The sequence below is a fragment of the Streptomyces wuyuanensis genome (assembly GCF_900103455.1).
GTDB classification, from domain to species: domain Bacteria; phylum Actinomycetota; class Actinomycetes; order Streptomycetales; family Streptomycetaceae; genus Streptomyces; species Streptomyces wuyuanensis.
Window position 1 is genome coordinate 389,249 of sequence record NZ_FNHI01000001.1, and the last position, 19,731, is coordinate 408,979.

The following is a 19,731-nucleotide window of genomic DNA, read 5'->3' on the forward strand; positions in this document are numbered from 1 at the left end:
CGGCGCATGCTGAGGCGTCCCGGAGGTGAGCCGAGGCGGAGAACGACGGGCCGGCGTGCGGCGGTCGCGGTGGACCGTCCGGCGACGTGCCGTGACGCCCCGGAGGGTCCGGTGGACGGGGTCCGCGTCGCCCGCAGCCGTCCCCGTCTTCACCCTGTGACCGTCGCATGACCGCGCCGCACCGGGGGAGTGACCGCCCCTCCGGGGCTTCCGCGCTTTCGTGCGGGGTGCGCCGGTCGGAGCGTAAACCTGCCTTTCGGATCAAGCCGATCCTCCCGCCCGGCATTGGCGGTTCGCGCTTCTCCATTGGCGTCCGACCGGCGCGCCGCCGTGCGATTCCCGTTCGCCCGGGAGTGCGCGGCGGCGTATACCCGCATTCCCCCTGGGCACACACCGATTACCGCATGGGCACATTTCCTCGACAGAAATTCCCTGCGTGTGAGGGAAGTTCGACCACTGGTCCGACTTGTGGAGTGCTGGCCGATTTCGTATTACAAACTCTTGTTGATCAAGTCACAGCTGCGTGAAGGCCTTGATCTGAGCCCGTCAATCGGTCAGGGTTTCGACTCAGTCCCCGGAGATTTTCCTTCCGGGGGCCAATCCCCCCACAAATGATGACGAGGAGAACCCCTCTTCATGGCATCCCACAAGCGCACCAACAGGATGAAGCTGACCGCGGCAATAACCGCCGTTGCGGCCGCCGCCGGAGTGACCGTCCTCAACGCCTCGTTCGCCGGCGCGGCACCCGCGCCCGCCGAGGGCAAGATCTACGGTGCGAACGCCGAAGGCGCCGTCGCAGGCAGCTACATCGTTCTGCTGGACGAGAAGGCGGACAAGAAGGAACTCGCCGAGGAGTACGGCGGCTCGCTCCGGCGCAACTACAGCTCGGCGGTGAACGGCTTCTCCGCAAGCGGCCTTTCGGAGACCGAGGCCAAGCGCCTCGCCGCCGACCCGGCCGTCGACAAGGTCGTCCAGAACAAGAAGTTCACCGTCAACGCCACCCAGGACAACCCGCCGTCGTGGGGCCTGGACCGCGTCGACCAGGCCGACACCGCCGGGGACAGCAAGTACACCTACCCCGACGGCGCCGGCGAGGGCGTCACCGCGTACGTCATCGACACCGGAGTCCGCATCACGCACAAGGACTTCGAGGGCCGGGCCACCCACGGCTTCGACGCCATCGACAACGACGAGACCGCCGACGACGGCAACGGGCACGGCACCCACGTGGCGGGCACCATCGCCGGCGCCTCCCACGGCGTAGCCAAGAAGGCGAAGATCGTCGCCGTCCGCGTGCTCGACGACAGCGGATCCGGCACCACCGAGCAGGTCGTCGCCGGTATCGACTGGGTCACCAAGAACCACCAGGGCCCGTCCGTGGCCAACATGAGCCTCGGCGGGGGCGCCGACCCCGCGCTCGACGAGGCCGTGCAGAAGGCCATCGCCGCCGGCGTCACCTTCGGTGTCGCCGCGGGCAACGAGTCCAGCGACGCCGGCCAGGGCTCGCCGTCTCGCGTCAAGGAGGCCATCACCGTCGCCTCCTCGACCAAGGACGACAAGCAGTCCGACTTCTCCAACTTCGGCTCGGTCGTCGACATCTACGCCCCGGGCTCGGACATCACCTCCGCCTGGAACGACAGCGACGAGGGCACCAAGACCATCTCGGGCACGTCCATGGCGACCCCGCACGTCGTCGGCGCCGCCGCGGTCTACCTCGCCGGTCACAAGGACGCCACGCCGGACCAGGTCGCCAAGGCCCTGACGGACGGCGCCACGCCCGACAAGATCGGCAACCCGAGCGAGGGCACGCCCAACAAGCTGCTGAAGGTCGTCGAGTAGCCGACCGGCCGACAGCATGATCCGGCGGCCGCCGTGCCCTCCCCCACGGGGCACGGCGGCCGTCCTATGGTGTGCGCATGGCGAAGACCCACGCGTACGCCGCGCTGCTGCGCGGCATCAACGTCGGCGGCCACCGCAAGGTCCCGATGGCCGACCTGCACGGCCTGGTGACGGACCTCGGCCACGGCCACGTACGCACCTACCTGCAGAGCGGCAACGCCGTGTTCACCAGCGACACGGACGACGAGGACGCGCTCGCGCGCGGCATCGAACGGGCCGTCGAGGAACGCTTCGGCTTCACCGTGGACTGCCTCGTCCGCGGCGGGCCCTACCTCGCCTCGGTCGTCGGTGAGTGCCCCTTCCCGGCCGGCCGGCTCGAGGGCAGGCAATTGCACGTCACCTACTTCTCGGAGCGCGTCGACCCCGAGCGGTTCGCCAACGTCGACCGGGAGGCGCACCTGCCGGAGGACTTCCGGCTCGGGGACCGCGCGCTGTACCTGTACACACCCGGCGGGATCGGCCGCTCGAAGCTGGCCGACGCGCTCGCGCGGTCCAGTGTGAGCAAGGGGCTCGTCGCCACGACCCGCAACTGGAACACCGTCGTCAAACTCGCGGAGATGACCGGGGAACCGGCCTGAGCCGTTCCGCGCTCGACCTCACGGCGCCGCGGCACCGCACACGCGTGCCTCAGCGCCGCCGGAAGTCCCGGTGCCAGCTGAACCCGCCGGGCAGCCGCACCGACGCCCTGCCGTGGCCCCCGCTGCCGCGGGTGATGTGGGCCCGGCGCGTGCCGAGGCTCAGGGACCAGCCGTGCGTGCCGATGTTCAGGTGCAGCAGCTTCGGGACGATCGTGATCCGCTTGTGGTAGTAGAGCGACATGTCGGCCTCCTCGCAGCCATCATGCGCCGCCGGCTGCCCGTCTCCGTCACGACGGTGCCACGGTCGTGTCACCGCGGGGCCCGGCGCCTCGTGCAAGGCCGCTCTCCCGGGCTCTCCCCGAGGCGGTTCCCCGGGGGCGCCCGCCCCACCGGTGTGCACCGCGCCGCTCCGGACGGGCCGAAAGCGGACGGCCCGAAAGCGGACGGCCGAACGCGGACAGGCCGAAAGCGGAGGGCCGAACGCGGAGGCACGGCCCGGCCGGTGACTGTCGGTGCCGCGCCCTATCGTCGGTGCCATGTACGACGACGGTGACGGACCGCCGCGTTCGGGCGGCACGCGCGAGGCGCGGGCACGGGCCGCCGAGGTGCGGGTCGCGTTCGAAGGCATGCTGCAGATCCGCCGGCTGACCAACAGCGGCGCCGCCGACCCCGAGTCGCTGCCCGCACCCTGGGAGCGGGGCCGGACGGTCCGTGCCGTGGCGGTCGCACTGGAGGCGGCCGGAATCACCCCCTCCGCCGTCGACGCCGATTCCGGGCAGCGGGTGGTCACCGGATACCGCGTGCGCCGGGCCCCGGACGAACCCGGCACGGTCACGGTCGAGTGGCTCGGACCGCACGGCAGCGGGGCCGCGGGCGAGGAGGAGAGCGCCCTCGCCGACTGCGCCCGCGTGCTGCAACGCCTCGGCTGGGACGCCCTGGTGTACCGGGGGCGGAACCGGCGCCGCTTCGTCGAGGTGCGCCCACCGCACCCCGAAGGCTGAACCGCCCGGCGGTCAGGTCGAAATGGCCCAGGACAACCGGCTCCCATTGGCCCGGGTGGACGGGACACACCGGACCTAGGCTCACGGTCATGACCAACGAGCACCGCACCACCGTCGACTTCTGGTTCGACCCCGCCTGCCCGTTCGCCTGGATCACCTCGCGCTGGATGCTGGAGGTGGAGCGCCGGCGCCCGGTCGACGTCCGCTTCCACGCGATGAGCCTGTACCTGCACAACGCCGGCAACGAACTTCCCGACTGGTACCGGGACCTGGTCGACCGGTCCATCGGGCCGGTGCGCGTCGCGGCCGCCGCCGCCGAGCGGCACGGCGAACACGTCCTGCGCGACCTCTACACCGCCATGGGCAGCCGTATCCACCGGCAGAAGTGCGAGGACTTCGACACCGTCATCGCCGAGGCGCTGGCCGAGACGGGCCTTCCCGCCGCGCTCGCCGGGGCCGCGCACGACCCGGGCCTCGACGACGCGGTGCGCCGCAGCCACGACGCGGGCAAGGACCCGGCCGGGGACGGTTACGTCGGCACGCCCACCCTGCACGTGGACGGGGCCGTCTGGTTCGGGCCCGTCCTCAACTCCGTGCCCCGCGGGGAGGAGGCGGGGCGGCTCTTCGACAGCTTCCGCGTGCTCGCGGGACACCCCGACTTCTTCGAACTGAAGCGCACACGCACGGGGAAGCTCGACCCGCACTGACCCGCCGCACCCGGGCAGCGGCAGGAACCCTCAGCCCGCGGCCGCGAGGCGGCGCACGATGCGGGCCTCGTCGTACCGGCGCAGCATCAGCCGGGCCAGCTCCGGAGACGGGCCGAGCACGTCGGCCAGCACCTCCGCGCCCGCCGCCCGGGCGCCCTCCGCGATCCGGTCGGGCAACCGGCCGGGGGCGACGACGTACGGTGCCACCGCCACCCGGGCGACGCCCTCGGCGCGCAGCGCCCGCACCGCGTCCTCGGGACGCGCCGGGCTCGTGGCCGTGACGGCGGAGGCGAACGCAGGCCGCACGGCGCACCAACCGGTGTGCCGCAGCTCCCGCGCCATGTCAGCGATCACTGCGATCGCCTCCGGGTCGGAGGAGCCCGCCGAGGCCAGGACGACCCCGGTCGAGCGCTTGTCTGCCGGGGTCAGCCCGGCCTCGTACAGCCGCCGCTCGACCGCCTCCAGCAGCAGCGGGGACGGGCCGAGCACATCCGCCTGGGTGATCCGCAGCCGTGGATGCCTGGCCCGCGCCTCGTTCAGCACGGACGGGATGTCCGACTTCGCGTGGTAGGCGCGGGTCAGCAGCAGCGGCAGCGCGACCACCTCACCCACCCCGTCGTTCGCCATGCGCTCCAGGACCTGCGGCACCGACGGCGCGTTGAAGTCCAGGAACGCCGTGCTCACCCGCAGCTCCGGCTGCTGCGACCTGATGTGCCGCACGAGGGCGTGCACGGTCGCGGCGTGCCGCGGGTCGCGGCTGCCGTGGGCGACGACGAGAAGGGCGGGGCGGTCGGGGCCGTACATGGGATCAGCTCAGCTCTTGACGAGAAGCCCGCGGCTGCGGAGCACCCAGCGCTCCAGCGGGCTGAAGACGAGCAGGTCGACGGCGATGCCGACGATCAGGATCAGGATGATCGCCAGGAACACGCCGGGCATGTCGATGTTGTTGCGGCCGTTCTCCAGCAGCTGGCCGAGGCCGAGGCCCAGGTCGGGGGAGGAGGCGATGATCTCCGCCGCCATCAGCGAACGCCAGGAGAAGGCCCAGCCCTGCTTCAGACCGGCCAGGTAGCCGGGCAGGGCCGCCGGCATGACGATGTGCCAGGTCCCCTTGAGACCGGTCGCGCCGAGCGTCCGCCCGGCCCGCAGGAACAGCGGCGGCACCTGGTCGACGCCGGCCACCAGCCCGTTGGCGATCGACGGCACGGCGCCGAGCAGGATCACCGCGTACATCATCGAGTCGTTCAGGCCCAGCCAGATCACGGCCGGCGGCACCCACGCCACCGACGGCAGCGACTGCAGCCCGGACAGGATCGGGCCGATCGCGGCACGGACGAACCTCACCCGCGCGACCAGCAGACCCAGCGGAGTACCGATGGCCAGGGCCATCAGGAAGCCGAACAGGCCGCGCGACACGCTGGTCCAGATGACGTCGAGCAGAGTGCCCTGCAGCCACATGTCGGACAGGCCCGTCCACACCGCGGACGGAGCCGGCAGCTTGTCCTCGGTCGTGACCCGCGCGGAGACGAGGACCTGCCACACCACCAGGACGAGGGCGATCGCGACGACCGGCGGCACGACCTTCTTCACCAGGATCTCGCGCAGCGGCGTACGGCGGACCTCGACGGCGTCGAGCGCGTCCAGGCCCGCCTCCAGACCGGCGAGGTCGTCCGGCCCGGCGGGCGACGGGCCCGCCTTCGTGACGCCGTCGCGGACTTCAGTGCTGGCCATGTCGGCGGATCTCCCCACGCAGTTGTTCAGTGATCTCGACGGAAAGCTCCGCCACGGCGGCATCCTCGATACGGCGGGGCTGCGGGATGTCCACCGTCCACTCGCGGGCCACCCGTCCTGGCCGTGACGACAGCAGGACCACGCGCTGCGCGAGCCGGACCGCCTCGCGGACGTTGTGCGTGACGAAGAGGACCGACACGTTCGTCTCGTGCCAGATCCGGGTCAGCTCGCCGTGCAGCACGTCACGTGTGATGGCGTCGAGCGCCGCGAACGGCTCGTCCATCAGCAGCAGATCGCTGTCCTGCGCGAGCGCCCGGGCCAGGGCGACGCGCTGGCGCATGCCGCCGGAGAGCTCGTGGACGCGCTTGCGGTGCGCGCCGCCGAGCCGGACCAGCTCCAGCAGCCGCTCGGCCTCGGTGCGGCGCTCGGCCTTGGGGACTCCCCGCAGCCGCAGGGCCAGTTCGATGTTCTTGCCCGCGGTAAGCCACGGGAAGAGGGCGTGCTCCTGGAACATCAGGGCGGGCCGCCCGCCGGGCGTCCCGATGGACCCGGCGCTCGGCCGGTCCAGTCCCGCGACCAGGTTGAGCAGCGTGGACTTGCCGCACCCCGACGCCCCCAAGATGGTGACGAACTCGCCGCGGGCGACATCGAGACTGATGTCGTCGAGGACGAGCTGCGATCCGGCCGGACCGGTGAAGGACTTCGAGACGTGCTCGATCCTGGCGGCGTGCGACACCGCGGTGGTGTCCTCGGCAGCCTTGGCAAGTGTGGTGGCCATGGTCGTCACCTCCTGGGAACGTACGGTTCGGGGACTCGCGCGGCTACTTTGCGCCGAGACCGGCGTCGGCGACCTCGGGCCGGCCCTCGGCCTTCAGCACCTTGTTGAGCAGCGTCAGGTCGTAGATGCCGTTCAGATCGGGCTTGTCGATCAGCTCGGCCTTCACCGCCCACTCGGACTGCGTCCTGAGCGTGGCGGCCAGCGGGTCGTCCGTGATCCGGATGCTCGGCCAGGCCGGGTCGATGACCTCCGGGGCGAGTTCCTTGCCGGTCTCGGCCTTGAGGGCCGCGTTGGCCGAGGCCTTGGCCTTCTCCGGGTTGGCGTTGATCCAGGCGTTCGTCCTCACCGTGCCGCGGAGCACGGCCTCGACGACGTCCGGGTGCTCCTTGAGGAACGTCTGCGACACGATGATGTTCGTGATCACGAACTTCCTGTCGGGCCACAGCGCCGTCTCGTCGAGGAGGACCTTCGCGCCCTCCGAGACCAGCTTGGACGCGGTCGGCTCCGGCACCCAGGCGCCGTCGACGGAGCCGGACTTGTAGGCGCCCGGGGTGACCTTGTTGTCCGTGCGGACCACGGACACGTCGCCCTTGCCGCTCTCCGCGTCGACCTTCCAGCCCTTCTCGGAGGCCCAGTTCAGGAACGCGACGTCCTGGGTGTTGCCCTTCTGCGGGGTGGCGATCCGCTTGCCCTTGACGTCGTCCAGGGTCTTGATCCGGTCCGGGTTGACGACGAGCTTCACACCGCCGGACGCGGAACCGGAGATGATCCGCAGGTTCTTGCCCTTGGACTTCACGTACCCGTTGATGGACGGCGAGGGGCCGATGAAGCCGATGTCCAGGGAGCCTCCGTTGAGGGCCTCGATCTCGGACGGGCCGGCGTTGAAGGTCTGCGGTGCGAGCCTGGTACCGCCGAGCTCCTTCTGGATCAGCCCTTCCTGGACGCCGACGAGAGCGGTGGCGTGCGTCAGGTTCGGGAAGTAGCCGATGCGGACGGTGTCGGCGGAGAGCTTCTTGCCCTCGGCGGCCACCTCGGACTTCTTGTCGTCCTTGGCCTCGGAGCCGTAGCCGCAGGCGGTGGCGGCGACGGCCAGCAGGGGGAGGGCGGCGGCAGCGGCGAGACCGCGGCGCAGGGGCGAACGGGATGCAGGCACGGGAGGCTTTCCTCTCGGAGCCCCGGCTCTCACGTCCCCCGGTGGTTCCGGGTGTTGCGGGACGCGGCCGGGAGATCGGCGGGTCTGTGTCTTCGTCTGTGGTGGGGTCGGGGCGTCGCGCCGGTCATCGGACACATCGCGTGACACCTCCCGAACCCGAGCCGAGGACACCGCTGCCCACGCGGCCGCCCTCCTTCGCGAAGGTCGCGTACACGTCGATCGTCATCAGAAGTCCCACCCCTCGTCGTCCTGGACCGGCGCGGCCTCGGCGGCGGCGAAGGACTCGCCCGCCATGCCGGCCGCCAGGGTCGTGCCGTCCGCCGGGTCGATCAGCAGGAAGGACCCGGTACGGCGGGAGGCCGCGTACGCGTCGAGCGCGAGCGGCTCGGCGGTACGGACCCGGACCCGGCCGATGTCATTGGCCACCAGCTGCCCGGGAGCCGGGTGCTGGGACAGGTCGTCGAGCGTCAGCCGCGACGGGATCTCCTTCACGATCGCCTTCACCGTGCGGGTCGTGTGCTTCAGCAGCACCCGCGCGCCCACCGTGAGCGGGGTGTCGGCGACATGGCAGACAGTGGCCTCCACGTCCTGCGTCGTGGGCGGCGCGTCGCCGCTCGGCACCACGATGTCGCCGCGGGAGACGTCGATGTCGTCCTCGAGCAGGAGTGTCACCGACTGCGGGGTCCACGCGACGTCCACCGGCTCGCCCAGCAGGTCGATCCCCGCGATCCTCGACGTCCGGCCCGACGGCAGCACGGTCACGCTCTCGCCGACACGGAACGTGCCGGCCGCGATCTGGCCCGCGTAGCCGCGGTAGTCCGGGTGTTCCGCGGTCTGCGGACGGATCACGTACTGCACCGGGAAGCGGGCGTGGCAGTCCGTCAGGTCGTGACTGACCGGCACGGTCTCCAGGTGCTCCAGCACCGTCGGCCCGCCGTACCAGTCCATGGTCGCGGAGGCCTCCACCACGTTGTCGCCGGCCAGCGCCGAGATCGGGATGGCGGTGATCTCGGGGACGCCCAGCTCGCTCGCGTAGACCGTGAACTCCTCGGCGATCGCGGCGAACACCGACTCCTCGTAGCCCACGAGGTCCATCTTGTTCACCGCGAGGACGACGTGCGGGACGCGCAGCAGCGCTGCGATCGCGGCGTGCCGGCGGGTCTGCTCGACCACGCCGTTGCGGGCATCGACCAGGATCACGGTCAGCTCGGCCGTCGAGGCGCCCGTGACCATGTTCCGGGTGTACTGCACGTGCCCCGGGGTGTCGGCCAGGATGAACCGCCGCCGCGGCGTGGCGAAGTAGCGGTACGCCACGTCGATGGTGATGCCCTGCTCCCGCTCGGCCCGCAGGCCGTCGGTGAGCAGCGCCAGGTCGGGCGCCTCCTGGCCGCGGGAGCGGGAGGCGTGCTCGACGGCCTCCAACTGGTCGGCGAGCACCGACTTGGAGTCGTGCAGCAGCCGGCCCACCAGGGTGGACTTGCCGTCGTCGACGGACCCGGCGGTGGCGAAGCGCAGCAGGGTGGTGGCCGACAGGTGCTCGGCCGTCTGCTCGGTGGAGCTGGTCATCTCTAGAAGTACCCCTCGCGCTTGCGGTCTTCCATCGCGGCCTCGGACAGCTTGTCGTCGGCGCGGGTCGCGCCCCGCTCGGTGAGCCGGGAGGCGGCGATCTCGGCGATCACGGCGTCGAGCGTCGTGGCGTCGGAGTCGACGGCGCCCGTGCAGGACATGTCGCCGACGGTGCGGTAGCGGATCAGCCGCTTCTGGGGAGTCTCGCCTTCCTTGGGGCCGCCCCAGTCGCCTGCGGTCAGCCACATGCCGCTGCGGGCGAAGACCTCGCGTTCATGGGCGAAGTAGATCTCCGGCAGTTCGATCCGCTCGCGCTGGATGTACTGCCAGACGTCCAGCTCGGTCCAGTTGGAGAGGGGGAACACGCGGACGTGCTCACCGGGCGCGTGGCGGCCGTTGTAGAGCTGCCACAGCTCCGGGCGCTGGCGGCGCGGGTCCCACTGGGAGAACTCGTCGCGCAGCGAGAACACCCGCTCCTTGGCCCGGGCCTTCTCCTCGTCGCGCCGCCCGCCGCCGAACACGGCGTCGAAGCGGTGCTGCTGGATGGCCTCCGTCAGCGGAACGGTCTGGAGCGGATTGCGGGTGCCGTCCGGGCGCTCGCGGAGCACACCGCGGTCGATGTAGTCCTGTACGGAGGCCACATGGAGCCGGAGACCATGCCGGCGGACCACACGGTCGCGGTACTCGATGACCTCGGGGAAGTTGTGCCCGGTGTCCACGTGGAGCAGCGAGAACGGGATCGCCGCCGGAGCGAACGCCTTCAGCGCGAGATGCAGCATGACGATGGAGTCCTTGCCGCCGGAGAAGAGGATCACCGGCCGCTCGAACTCGCCCGCCACCTCGCGGAAGATGTGCACCGCCTCGGACTCCAGCGCGTCCAGGTGCGTCAGCGCGTACGGACTGTCCGTGCCGGCGCCCCTGACGCCGATGCCCGTCGTCATGCCAGTCCCCTCTCGATGAGCAGCGCGTGCAGCGCCTCGGCCGACTCCTGCACGGTCTGGTCGTGCGACTCGATCCGCAGGTCCGGCGCCTCGGGTTCCTCGTACGGGTCGTCCACACCGGTCAGGCCGCTGATCTCGCCGGCCGCCTGCCTGGCGTACAGACCCTTCACGTCGCGCACGGCGCACACCTCGACCGGGGTGGCGACGTGCACCTCCACGTACGGAGTGCCCTCGGCGCCGTGCCGCTTGCGGACGGCCTCGCGGCTGTCTGCGTACGGGGCGATCACCGGCACCAGCACCTTCACACCGTTGGACGCCAGCAGTTCGGCGACGAAGCCGATCCGCTGGACGTTGGTGTGCCGGTCCTCGCGGCTGAAGCCGAGGCCCGCGGACAGGAACTCGCGGATCTCGTCGCCGTCGAGCACCTCGACGCGGTGGCCCTGGCCGCGCAGCCGGCCGGCCAGCTCGTACGCGATCGTGGTCTTGCCCGCGCTCGGCAGACCCGTGAGCCAGATCGTGGCCCCAGTCACGTGCTTCTCCCGTTGGTTCAGGGTCGGTTCGGTTGCTTCGGCCGTCCCGGCCGTCTCGGTCGCGTGTTCGGCGGGCGTCGCCATCAGCCGTGCAGCCCGCACTCGGTCTTAGCGCGGCCCGCCCAGCGGCCGGCCCGGGCGTCCTCGCCCTCCAGCACCCGCCTGGTGCAGGGGGCGCACCCCACCGAGGCGTAACCGTCCATGAGCAGCGGATTGGTCAGGACACCGTGTTCGGCGACGTAGGCGTCCACGTCGGCCTGCGTCCAGCGGGCGATCGGCGAGACCTTGACCTTCCGCCGCTTCTCGTCCCAGCCGACGACCGGCGTTCCCGCCCGGGTCGGGGACTCGTCGCGGCGCAGTCCCGTCGCCCACGCGTCGTACGCGGTCAGCCCTTCCTCGAGGGGCTCGACCTTGCGCAGTGCGCAGCACAGGTCGGGGTCGCGGTCGTGCAGCCGAGGTCCGTGCTCGGCGTCCTGCTCCGCCACCGACCGGCGCGGGGTCAGCGTGATGAGGTTGACGTCCATCACGGCCTCGACCGCGTCACGCGTGCCGATGGTCTCGGGGAAGTGGTAGCCGGTGTCGAGGAAGACCACGTCGACCCCGGGCAGGACGCGCGAGGCCAGATGGGCGACGACCGCGTCCTCCATGGAGGAGGTGACGCAGAAACGGGGGCCGAATGTCTCCGCCGCCCACGTCAGGATCTCCAGGGCGGACGCCTCCTCGAGGTCCCGCCCGGCCGACTCCGCCAGCGACTTGAGCTCGTCACCTGTCCGTTCGGTCCGTATCGCCGTCATATCGCCTCCCCTCCGCCGTCGTTGTGCCGGACCCCGCGGGCGAGCAGCCCGAGGAACTTCAGCTGGAAGGCCCGGTTGCACGCCGCGCACTCCCAGGCGCCGTGGCCCTGCTCGTTCGGACGCAGGTCCTCGTCGCCGCAGTAGGGGCAGTGGAAGGGGGCCGCCCGCTCGCTCATGGTGTCCCGCCCTTCGCGTCTGCGCCCGCGCGGCACGTGGGCGCGGTCTTCCCGGTCGGCCGCGGCCCGGTGGCCGCGTGCGCGTGACTCATGAGAGTGCCTCTTCGCTGGCCCGCGCCGCCCAGGTGGCGAAGCGCTCGCCGTCCGCGCGCTCCGCCTGGAAGCGCTTGAGGACGCGCTCGACGTAGTCGGGCAGCTCGGCGGAGGTGACCTTCAGCCCGCGGACCTTCCGGCCGAAGCCGGCCTCCAGGCCCAGCGCACCGCCCAGGTGCACCTGGAAGCCCTCGACCTGCTCGCCGTTCTCGTCCAGCACCAACTGGCCCTTGAGACCGATGTCCGCCACCTGGATACGGGCGCACGCGTTGGGGCAGCCGTTGATGTTGATGGTGATCGGCTCGTCGAACCCGGGGACGCGGCGCTCGAGTTCGTCGATCAGCGCGGCGCCGCGTGCCTTGGTCTCGACGATGGCCAGCTTGCAGAACTCGATGCCGGTGCAGGCCATCGTGCCGCGCCGGAACGGGGACGGGGCGACCCGCAGGTCCAGCGACTCCAGCGCGGACACCAGCGACTCGACCTGCGACTCCTCGACATCGAGGACGATCATCTTCTGCTCGGCGGTGGTACGGAGCCGGCCCGAGCCGTGTGCCTCGGCCACCTCGGCGATCTTGGTGAGGGTGGCGCCGTCGACGCGGCCGACGCGCGGCGCGAAGCCGACGTAGAAGCGGCCGTCCTTCTGACGGTGCACCCCGACGTGGTCACGCCAGCGCTGCACGGGCTGCTCGGGCGCCGGGCCGTCGGTCAGCGGACGCCCCAGGTACTCGTCCTCCAGCACCTGCCGGAACTTCTCCGCACCCCAGTCGGCGACCAGGAACTTCAGCCGTGCGCGGGTGCGCAGCCGGCGGTAGCCGTAGTCGCGGAAGATCGAGATGACGCCCTCGTACACGTCCGGGACCTCGTCCAGCGGCACCCAGGCGCCCAGCCGGACGCCGATCTTCGGGTTGGTGGAGAGGCCGCCGCCGACCCACAGGTCGAAGCCGGGGCCGTGCTCGGGGTGGTTCACCCCGACGAAGGCGATGTCGTTGATCTCGTGCGCCACGTCCAGCAGGGGGGAGCCGGAGATCGCCGACTTGAACTTGCGGGGGAGGTTGGAGAAGGCCTTGTTGCCGACGATCCGCCGCTGGATCTCCTCGATGGCCGGGGTGCCGTCGATGATCTCGTCCTCGGCGATCCCGGCCACCGGCGAGCCGAGGATGACGCGCGGGGTGTCGCCGCACGCCTCCGTGGTGGACAGGCCGACGGCCTCCAGCCGCTCCCAGATCTCGGGCACGTCCTCGATGCGGATCCAGTGGTACTGGACGTTCTGCCGGTCGGTGATGTCGGCGGTGCCGCGCGCGAACTCCTGCGAGATCTCGCCGATGACGCGCAGCTGCTCGGTCGTCAGCCGTCCGCCGTCGATGCGGACGCGCAGCATGAAGTACTCGTCGTCCAGCTCCTCCGGCTCCAGGATCGCGGTCTTGCCGCCGTCGATCCCGGGCTTGCGCTGGGTGTACAGGCCCCACCAGCGCATCCGGCCGCGGAGGTCGTTGGGGTCGATGGAGTCGAATCCGCGCTTGGAGTAGATCGTCTCAATGCGTGTCCGCACATTGAGACCGTCGTCGTCCTTCTTGAACTGCTCGTTGCCGTTCAGGGGCGTGAAGTGGCCAACGGCCCACTGGCCCTCGCCGCGGTGGCGTCCGGCCTTGCGGCGGGGCGTGGCGGTGGCGGGCTTTCCGGGGGTGGCGGCCATGGCGGGTACGTCCTTCGGGACTACGGGAGGGCGGCTCTGACCTGCACATGCGCGCCCGGGGTCACGGGAGGGCGCGGCGATGCGCGGAGGTCTGGGATCTCAGGGAACGCGGATGAACTGGTGCCGGGGCCGAAGGCCCCCGAGGGCACTCAGTCCGCGCGACACATGGCGCTGGACATGCGGCCGAGGTCGACGTGCCGCCGACTCACCAAGGCAATTCCAGCTCGAGACATGACGGAAGCGTGGCACGGGACTTTGGACCCAGTCCACCGTTATCCATAATGTGGACAAGAGTGTCCCGCATCACGAGACATCGATGAGTTCGGCCCCGGCCCGCCGAGCGGGAGCCGGGGCCGGGGCGCCGCCCGTGGCCGGGACGGGCGCAGCGCCGGGAGCCTTCCCGGGGCGGCCCCGGGCTCCCGGGAGGGGTCAGGCCAGGGCGCCGGGCCACGGCCCGGGGGTGGCGACCTCCGGCTCCTCCTCCACCTTGGTGTCGAAGAGCGTGAAGCCGCGGCGCAGGTAGTTGTCCATCGCATGCGGGCCGTCCTTGGAGCAGGTGTGGAGCCAGACCCGCTTCGTCGGGGGCAGCTCCGGCCGGCGCTCCCCGAGGTCCCAGGCGCGGGCGGTGGCGTACGACAGCAGATGACCGCCGATCCGCCTGCCGCGGAACGCCGGGATCAGCCCGAAGTACACGATCTCGACGGCGCCCTCTTCCTGCGCCTCCAGCTCGACGTACCCGGCGGGCGTGCCCCGCTCGTACGCCACCCACGTCTCGACGCCCGGCCTGCTCAGCGTCTCCTCCCACTGCGCGTACGTGAGGCCCAGCCGGTCGGTCCAGCGGATGTCCCCGCCGACCGCCGTGTAGAGGAAGCGGCTGAACTCCGGCGAGGGGACCTCGGCGCGCACGATCCGTACGTCTCCCGCGGGCTCGGCGGCGGGGCGCAGATCGGCGGGCGAGGTCTGCTCCAGGGACCACGTGGTCACAGTGATGCTCATGGCCGCCAGGGAACCACGGGTGGCCCGTCCGGGACAAAGCGGACCCGGTCCCGGTCCGGTGCGGGGCGCGCGGCCGGGGCCCAGACCCGGCGCGCGGCGCCCTCCTGGCGGGCGGCGCCGGCTGCCGGACGGCCCTCAGGCGGGCGGGATGTTCTGGTTGGCGTGGAGGAAGTTGTCCGGGTCGTAGCGGTGCTTGATCTCCCGGAGCCGGTCGTAGTGGTCCCGGTACGTGGCCCGGATCCGCTCCGGGCCCTCGTCGGCCCCCACGAAGTTCACATAGGCGCCGCCCATCGAGAAGGGGTGCAGCGCGTTCCAGTAGTCGACCGCCCAGTCCCTGATGAGCCCGGCGTTCGCCGGGTCCGGGTCGATGCCGGCGATGACACCCGACCAGACAGCGTCGCGGTAGGCCCACGCGGTGTCGCCGGGGGCCACGTCGTGGGCCGCGCCGTCGACGGGGTACAGGTGCATCGTCGACAGGGGGGTCGGCAGGTTCTCCCCGTACTTCAGGTGCACGTCGATCGCACCGTCCGCGATCCGGTCGAAGAAGTCACCCCGCCAGTACCACTGGAGCCCCGTCGGGATCAGCCCGTCGAACATGGTCTGCAGTGCGGGATAGGGCATCGGCGTCGTGAAGTGGAACAGCGGCGGGGCCGGGTCGCGTACCGCGGAAAGGGTCTCGTCCAGACCCTGCCGCGCCGGATCGCCGGTCACGCACCAGACCACTCCGCACACCTTCCGCCCGTGGATCTCCTCGGGGAACGGCGGCCCCGGCGGCACGCACAGCAGGGCGAAGAAGCCGTAGACGTCCCGCGGAGCCGCCGGCAGGAAGGCGCGGTACCACTCCAGCACCTCGCGGGTGCTCTCCACCGGCCAGACGGTGATCGCCACCCCGACCGTGTTCACCGGGTGGAGCCGGTACGTGAAGGACGTGACGACGCCGAAGTTCCCGCCCCCTCCGCGCAGGGCCCAGAACAGGTCGGGCCGCTCGTCCTCGGAGACCGTCACGAAGGTGCCGTCGGCGAGCACGACGTCCGCGCCGATCAGGTTGTCGGCCGTCAGCCCGTACCGGCGGGTCAGATAGCCGTGGCCGCCGCCGAGCGTCAGGCCGCCGGCGCCCGTCGTCGACATGATGCCCGCGGGGGTCGCCAGCCCGAAGCCGTGACCGGCGTGGTCCAGGTCGCCGAGGACGGAGCCGCCCCCGACCTGCGCGGTCCGGGTCACGGGATCGACGCGCACCCAGCGCATCAGGGACAGGTCGAGGGTGAGGCCGCCGTCCACCAGGCAGAGCCCGGGACCGCTGTGGCCTCCACCGCGTACGGCCAGCTCCAGGTCCTTCTCACGGGCGAACGTGACGGTCCGCATCACGTCGGCCGCGTCCACGCACCGTGCGAAGGCGGCCGGACGCCGGTCGATCATCGCGTTGTAGATCGCCCGGGTCTCGTCGTACCCGGGGTCGCGCGGACCCACCACCGGCCCGCGCAGGGCCTCACGCAGCGCATCGAGAGTGGCGCTGTCCATGTGAACTCCTTGAGGGGCGCGCGCCCGGCTCCCACCCCTGCCCTCCGTCCCCACCGGTCGCACTCTGGATCGGGTGGGCGCACCCCGCACCAGTGGGGCGGGGGCGTCGGCAGAGCCCGTCGGCGACCGGCACGGCGCCTCAGGGCCGACAACTTCAGCCTTGCATCGGGCCCCTGCACCCGCAACAGCCGGACCCGCCCGCGGTCGCAGGGCGTCAGCCGGCTCCGGCCCGCGCCTGAGCCACGGCCGGGGCCGAGGAGTGCGGCAGCAGGTCCGCTGGGTGCGCAGGGCGCACGACCTCCACGTCGACCTCGTCGCTGAAGCGGTACGGGCGGTGCGCGAGCACACCGGACAGGTAGCGCCTGACACGTGACATTTCAGCGCGCACCGTCACCGTGCGCGTCGGGTCGCCGAACACATCGCCCGCGAGCTCCGCCGCCGTACGCCCCTGCCGGCGCACCGCCAGCACGTACAGCAGCTCGGCGTGCCGGGGGCTCAGTTCCTGGGTCCAGCCGCCGGCGGGCCCGCAGACCGCGACGGTCCAGCGGCGGGCGCGGCTCAGGTCCAGCACGACCCGGCTCGCGGATTCGGCCGGCCGTGACTCGTCCGGGCGCACGAGCCAGCCCCCGGGCAGCGGTTCCACGGTGCACATCCCCAGCGAGGGCAGCCACACCCGGCCCGCCCGGAACGACTTGGGCAGCCGCAGCCGGTCCACCGGCGCCATACCGGTGACGGCCGCCGTCCAGCCGTGCACGTCCACGGCGAGCGCCCGGCCGCCGACGCGGCACAGGATCGGCGCCGCGACCGAGCGGAGCCGTTCGATCTGCCGCAGATGACGCTCGCGCAGCTCCGCCCCGGCGAGCTGCGCCACCGACCTGACCAGCGCGAGCGTCGCCGGATGGAAACCGGACGCCGGTCCGCTGACGTCGACGATGCCCAGGAGCCGTCCGTCGCGCGGGTCCTGCACCGGCGCGGCCGCGCAGGTCCAGTTGTGCAGGGTGCGGACGAAGTGCTCCGCCGAGTGCACCTGGACCGGCCGCCTGGCCGCGAGGGCGGTGCCGATGGCGTTGGTGCCGGTGCTGTCCTCGCTCCAGGCCGCGCCCTCCTCCAGGCAGATGGTGTCGGCCTGCCGGAGCACGCCGGCGTTGCCCTCCCGCCACAGCACCCGGCCCTGACAGTCCGTCACCACCATGATCTGGACGGAGGCGTCGGCGATCGCGGTGAGCCCACCGCTCAGCGTGTGCATCACCTCGGCGAGCGCGGTCGACCGGCGCCGGTGCTCCAGTTCGTCCCGCTGGAGCAGCACACTGCTCGTGGAACGGTCGGGGTCCAGCCCGAGCCGCAGCATCCGCTGCCACGACGCGTCGATGACCGGCCGGGGCGGGATCGGCGGGCGTCGCCCCGCCAGCGTCGCCGCGCGCACCTGGTGCAGCACATGGGCCGCGTGCGCGGCGTCCACGGTGCTCAGCCGTGACATGTCCAGAGCCGTGTTCCTCATCGGAAGTCCCCCGCCGTGGTCGGCGCCGATTGGTGCAGGTGGTCGTGCGCATGGTGCGGGCCGGCCGTCCGCACGGTGCTGCGGGCCGGTCGTGCCGTATCGGTTCTGCTCGGTGCGCGAGCCACCGCGGACCGTCCGGAACCATCGTGCCGCCCGTGTCCGGACCCCGAAGCGGAGTTCGGCCATCTTCTGCAACGGTCTGCAACTCTGGCCAACGACCGACGGGTGGGTGAAGGTGACAAGAGCGGAGGGTGGTGCCGTGTCGGCGCAGCACCACCCCCCGCTTTTGCGCAGGTCAGCCCGTTCGGCAACGCCGAAGGCGCATAGGTGCGGCCACCGGCGCACGGCACTGCCGTTCACGCCTCCATATGCGCCCGTTCACGCCTCCACCCGTGCCATTTCACACTTCGACCCGCGCCCGTTCCACCACCGCTGCCTGGTTCAGCCCGTACGGCAGTGTTCCGAACGCCGACCCCCAGTCACCGCCCAGCCGCGAGGCGCAGAACGCGTCCGCGACCTCCGGCGGCGCCCAGCGCACCAGCAGCGACCCCTGCAGCACCAGCGCCATCCGCTCGGCCAGCCGCCGCGCCCGCACTTCCGCGGACTCCAGATCCGCCAGCTCCGTCAGCATCCCCTTGATCGCGCCGTCCAGCCGGTGGTCGGCGCCCCTGGCCAGGCCCACCTCCCGGAGGAAGGCGTCCATGGGAAGCGTCTCCCGCCCCCCGCGGCCGGCAGCCCGGGGCGCACCCCGCAGCGCCCGCAGCACGTCCAGCGCCTGGATGTTGCCCGAACCCTCCCAGACGGAGTTGAGCGGCGACTCCCGCAGCAGCCGCGGCATCCCCGACTCCTCCACATAGCCGTTCCCGCCCAGGCACTCCAGCGCCTCCGCCGCGACCGGCGTACACCGCTTGGTGACCCAGTACTTGGCCGCCGGCACCGCGAGCCGCAGCAGGGCGCGCTCCGACTCCGAGCCCTGCTCCGCGGCGTCGTACGCCGCGGCCAGCCGCATCGCCAGCACCGTCGCCGCCTCCGACTCCAGCGCCAGATCGGCCAGAACGTTGCGCATCAGGGGCTTGTCGACGAGCGGGCCGCCGAACGCGCTCCGGGACGCGGCGTGGTGGACGGCCTGCGCCACCGCCTGCCGCATCAGGGCCGCCGAACCGAGCACGCAGTCGAGCCTGGTGGCAGCCACCATCCCGATGATGGTGCGCACCCCGCGCCCCTCCTCGCCGACCCGGCGCGCCCAGGTGCCGGCGAACTCCACCTCGGCCGACGCGTTCGAGCGGTTGCCCAGCTTGTCCTTCAGCCGCTGGATCGCGAACGCGTTCCGCGTCCCGTCGTCCAGCACCCGGGGCACCAGGAAGCACGCCAGCCCGCCGGGCGCCTGGGCCAGCACCAGGAACCCGTCGCTCATCGGCGCCGAGCAGAACCACTTGTGCCCGGTCAGCACGTACTCCCCGGCGGCGGCCAGCGGCACGGCCCGGGTCGTGATCGCGCGGACGTCGCTGCCGCCCTGCTTCTCCGTCATGCCCATCCCGAACAGCACGCCCGGCTTCCGCGCGGCGGGCCGCAGCCCCTGCGCGTACACCGCCGACGTCAGCCGCGGCTCCCACTCGGCCGCGAGTTCCGGATCGGCGCGCAGCGCGGGCACCGCCGCGTGCGTCATCGAGACCGGGCAGCCGTGCCCGGCGTCCGTCTGCGACCAGACGAGGAACCCGGCAGCGCGCCGCACATGCCCGCCGGGCCGTCCCCAGGCGTTCGTCAGACCCGAGGTGACCGCCTTGCCCAGCAGCCGGTGCCACGCCGGATGGAAGTCGACCTCGTCGATCCGGTTGCCGTACCGGTCGTGCGTGCGCAGCACCGGCGGGTTGGTGTCGGCCTGGACGGCCCACCGCTGCGCCTGGGCCGATCCCGCGGCCCGGCCGAGCTCCGCGAGCTCCCGCCGCGCCGTGCCGTGGACCCCGGGGTCGAGGTGCCGCTCGACCGCCTCGGCGAGCGCACGGTCCGCGGAGAACACGTCGTACGCCACCAGGGGCGGAGGCTGGTTGGTCACGGTGTGGGTGCTGGTCGCCATGCCGATAC

Annotated in this window: 20 protein-coding genes; 4 read left to right on the forward strand and 16 right to left on the reverse strand. The window is 72.0% G+C overall.

The features are described 5' to 3' along the window. The first annotated feature begins 636 nt into the window (after positions 1 to 636). Complete coding sequence (locus BLT82_RS01585) at positions 637 to 1,839, forward strand: S8 family peptidase (protein ID WP_093651934.1); 1,203 nt, start codon at positions 637 to 639, stop codon at positions 1,837 to 1,839. Between the two features lie 77 nt (positions 1,840 to 1,916). Continuing rightward, positions 1,917 to 2,477: a DUF1697 domain-containing protein gene (locus BLT82_RS01590; RefSeq protein ID WP_093651935.1), complete on the forward strand. Its 561-nt coding sequence runs from the start codon at positions 1,917 to 1,919 to the stop codon at positions 2,475 to 2,477. A gap of 49 nt (positions 2,478 to 2,526) precedes the next feature. On the opposite strand, the gene BLT82_RS01595 is transcribed toward BLT82_RS01590, so the two are convergent. Then, positions 2,527 to 2,718: a DUF4236 domain-containing protein gene (locus BLT82_RS01595; protein WP_093651936.1), complete on the reverse strand. Its 192-nt coding sequence runs from the start codon at positions 2,716 to 2,718 to the stop codon at positions 2,527 to 2,529. A gap of 295 nt (positions 2,719 to 3,013) precedes the next feature. Here BLT82_RS01595 and BLT82_RS01600 point away from each other — a divergent pair, with 295 nt between their 5' ends. Next, positions 3,014 to 3,478 (forward strand): hypothetical protein, encoded by a 465-nt coding sequence (locus BLT82_RS01600; RefSeq protein ID WP_093651937.1) that lies wholly within the window; start codon positions 3,014 to 3,016, stop codon positions 3,476 to 3,478. 89 nt (positions 3,479 to 3,567) lie between these two features. Beyond that, positions 3,568 to 4,185 carry a mycothiol-dependent nitroreductase Rv2466c family protein gene (locus tag BLT82_RS01605; protein ID WP_093651938.1) on the forward strand — a complete coding sequence of 206 codons (618 nt, stop codon included), beginning with the start codon at positions 3,568 to 3,570 and terminating at the stop codon, positions 4,183 to 4,185. 30 nt (positions 4,186 to 4,215) lie between these two features. On the opposite strand, the gene BLT82_RS01610 is transcribed toward BLT82_RS01605, so the two are convergent. The 15 genes from BLT82_RS01610 to BLT82_RS01675 all read right to left on the reverse strand — a co-directional run bounded on the left by BLT82_RS01610 (position 4,216) and on the right by BLT82_RS01675 (position 19,723). Further along, positions 4,216 to 4,989 carry a sirohydrochlorin chelatase gene (locus BLT82_RS01610; protein WP_093651939.1) on the reverse strand — a complete coding sequence of 258 codons (774 nt, stop codon included), beginning with the start codon at positions 4,987 to 4,989 and terminating at the stop codon, positions 4,216 to 4,218. Between the two features lie 9 nt (positions 4,990 to 4,998). After that, complete coding sequence (locus tag BLT82_RS01615; RefSeq protein ID WP_093651940.1) at positions 4,999 to 5,913, reverse strand: ABC transporter permease; 915 nt, start codon at positions 5,911 to 5,913, stop codon at positions 4,999 to 5,001. Continuing rightward, positions 5,900 to 6,691 (reverse strand): ABC transporter ATP-binding protein, encoded by a 792-nt coding sequence (locus BLT82_RS01620; protein WP_093651941.1) that lies wholly within the window; start codon positions 6,689 to 6,691, stop codon positions 5,900 to 5,902. Before BLT82_RS01620 ends, BLT82_RS01615 begins: the two co-directional genes overlap by 14 nt. Before the next feature lie 43 nt (positions 6,692 to 6,734). Continuing rightward, positions 6,735 to 7,844: an aliphatic sulfonate ABC transporter substrate-binding protein gene (locus BLT82_RS01625; RefSeq protein ID WP_093651942.1), complete on the reverse strand. Its 1,110-nt coding sequence runs from the start codon at positions 7,842 to 7,844 to the stop codon at positions 6,735 to 6,737. A gap of 225 nt (positions 7,845 to 8,069) precedes the next feature. Then, on the reverse strand, positions 8,070 to 9,410 hold the full coding sequence (locus BLT82_RS01630) for a sulfate adenylyltransferase subunit 1 (RefSeq protein WP_093651943.1): 1,341 nt from the start codon (positions 9,408 to 9,410) through the stop codon (positions 8,070 to 8,072). A 2-nt stretch (positions 9,411 to 9,412) separates the two neighbouring features. Next, positions 9,413 to 10,351, reverse strand: coding sequence for a sulfate adenylyltransferase subunit CysD (gene cysD, locus BLT82_RS01635; protein ID WP_093651944.1), 939 nt, complete (start codon positions 10,349 to 10,351; stop codon positions 9,413 to 9,415). Then, entirely contained in the window at positions 10,348 to 10,881 is a 534-nt protein-coding gene (cysC, locus tag BLT82_RS01640) for an adenylyl-sulfate kinase (RefSeq protein ID WP_093652213.1), read from the reverse strand. The genes cysD and cysC overlap by 4 nt, the downstream gene beginning before the upstream one ends. Positions 10,882 to 10,964: 83 nt before the next feature. Continuing rightward, positions 10,965 to 11,675, reverse strand: coding sequence for a phosphoadenylyl-sulfate reductase (locus BLT82_RS01645; RefSeq protein ID WP_093651945.1), 711 nt, complete (start codon positions 11,673 to 11,675; stop codon positions 10,965 to 10,967). Then, positions 11,672 to 11,851: a hypothetical protein gene (locus BLT82_RS01650; protein ID WP_093651946.1), complete on the reverse strand. Its 180-nt coding sequence runs from the start codon at positions 11,849 to 11,851 to the stop codon at positions 11,672 to 11,674. Before BLT82_RS01650 ends, BLT82_RS01645 begins: the two co-directional genes overlap by 4 nt. Positions 11,852 to 11,939: 88 nt before the next feature. Continuing rightward, on the reverse strand, positions 11,940 to 13,637 hold the full coding sequence (locus BLT82_RS01655) for a nitrite/sulfite reductase (protein ID WP_093651947.1): 1,698 nt from the start codon (positions 13,635 to 13,637) through the stop codon (positions 11,940 to 11,942). Positions 13,638 to 13,786: 149 nt separating this feature from the next. Next, complete coding sequence (locus BLT82_RS38770; protein WP_352105732.1) at positions 13,787 to 13,870, reverse strand: putative leader peptide; 84 nt, start codon at positions 13,868 to 13,870, stop codon at positions 13,787 to 13,789. Positions 13,871 to 14,066: 196 nt separating this feature from the next. After that, a complete protein-coding gene (locus tag BLT82_RS01660) occupies positions 14,067 to 14,633 on the reverse strand; it encodes a GNAT family N-acetyltransferase (protein WP_093651948.1) in 567 nt (188 codons plus the stop codon). A 135-nt stretch (positions 14,634 to 14,768) separates the two neighbouring features. Beyond that, on the reverse strand, positions 14,769 to 16,151 hold the full coding sequence (locus tag BLT82_RS01665) for an FAD-binding oxidoreductase (protein ID WP_093651949.1): 1,383 nt from the start codon (positions 16,149 to 16,151) through the stop codon (positions 14,769 to 14,771). A gap of 214 nt (positions 16,152 to 16,365) precedes the next feature. Further along, positions 16,366 to 17,649, reverse strand: a complete 1,284-nt coding sequence (locus BLT82_RS01670; protein WP_208867639.1) for a GAF domain-containing protein — start codon at positions 17,647 to 17,649, stop codon at positions 16,366 to 16,368. Positions 17,650 to 18,049: 400 nt separating this feature from the next. Next, positions 18,050 to 19,723, reverse strand: coding sequence for an acyl-CoA dehydrogenase family protein (locus BLT82_RS01675; RefSeq protein WP_093651951.1), 1,674 nt, complete (start codon positions 19,721 to 19,723; stop codon positions 18,050 to 18,052). Positions 19,724 to 19,731 lie beyond the last annotated feature (8 nt).

Excerpts from the sequence above, each read along its gene's own strand:
- BLT82_RS01600 (WP_093651937.1), top strand. The coding sequence starts at position 3,014 with ATGTACGACGACGGTGACGGACCGCCGCGTTCGGGCGGCACGCGCGAG.
- BLT82_RS01585 (WP_093651934.1), top strand. The coding sequence starts at position 637 with ATGGCATCCCACAAGCGCACCAACAGGATGAAGCTGACCGCGGCAATA.
- BLT82_RS01675 (WP_093651951.1), bottom strand. The coding sequence starts at position 19,723 with ATGGCGACCAGCACCCACACCGTGACCAACCAGCCTCCGCCCCTGGTG.
- BLT82_RS01615 (WP_093651940.1), bottom strand. The coding sequence starts at position 5,913 with ATGGCCAGCACTGAAGTCCGCGACGGCGTCACGAAGGCGGGCCCGTCG.
- BLT82_RS01660 (WP_093651948.1), bottom strand. The coding sequence starts at position 14,633 with ATGAGCATCACTGTGACCACGTGGTCCCTGGAGCAGACCTCGCCCGCC.
- BLT82_RS01650 (WP_093651946.1), bottom strand. The coding sequence starts at position 11,851 with ATGAGCGAGCGGGCGGCCCCCTTCCACTGCCCCTACTGCGGCGACGAG.
- BLT82_RS01590 (WP_093651935.1), top strand. The coding sequence starts at position 1,917 with ATGGCGAAGACCCACGCGTACGCCGCGCTGCTGCGCGGCATCAACGTC.
- BLT82_RS01645 (WP_093651945.1), bottom strand. The coding sequence starts at position 11,675 with ATGACGGCGATACGGACCGAACGGACAGGTGACGAGCTCAAGTCGCTG.
- BLT82_RS01595 (WP_093651936.1), bottom strand. The coding sequence starts at position 2,718 with ATGTCGCTCTACTACCACAAGCGGATCACGATCGTCCCGAAGCTGCTG.
- BLT82_RS01665 (WP_093651949.1), bottom strand. The coding sequence starts at position 16,151 with ATGGACAGCGCCACTCTCGATGCGCTGCGTGAGGCCCTGCGCGGGCCG.
- BLT82_RS01620 (WP_093651941.1), bottom strand. The coding sequence starts at position 6,691 with ATGGCCACCACACTTGCCAAGGCTGCCGAGGACACCACCGCGGTGTCG.
- BLT82_RS01605 (WP_093651938.1), top strand. The coding sequence starts at position 3,568 with ATGACCAACGAGCACCGCACCACCGTCGACTTCTGGTTCGACCCCGCC.
- BLT82_RS01630 (WP_093651943.1), bottom strand. The coding sequence starts at position 9,410 with ATGACCAGCTCCACCGAGCAGACGGCCGAGCACCTGTCGGCCACCACC.
- BLT82_RS38770 (WP_352105732.1), bottom strand. The coding sequence starts at position 13,870 with ATGTCTCGAGCTGGAATTGCCTTGGTGAGTCGGCGGCACGTCGACCTC.
- BLT82_RS01670 (WP_208867639.1), bottom strand. The coding sequence starts at position 17,649 with ATGAGGAACACGGCTCTGGACATGTCACGGCTGAGCACCGTGGACGCC.
- cysD (WP_093651944.1), bottom strand. The coding sequence starts at position 10,351 with ATGACGACGGGCATCGGCGTCAGGGGCGCCGGCACGGACAGTCCGTAC.
- BLT82_RS01610 (WP_093651939.1), bottom strand. The coding sequence starts at position 4,989 with ATGTACGGCCCCGACCGCCCCGCCCTTCTCGTCGTCGCCCACGGCAGC.
- BLT82_RS01655 (WP_093651947.1), bottom strand. The coding sequence starts at position 13,637 with ATGGCCGCCACCCCCGGAAAGCCCGCCACCGCCACGCCCCGCCGCAAG.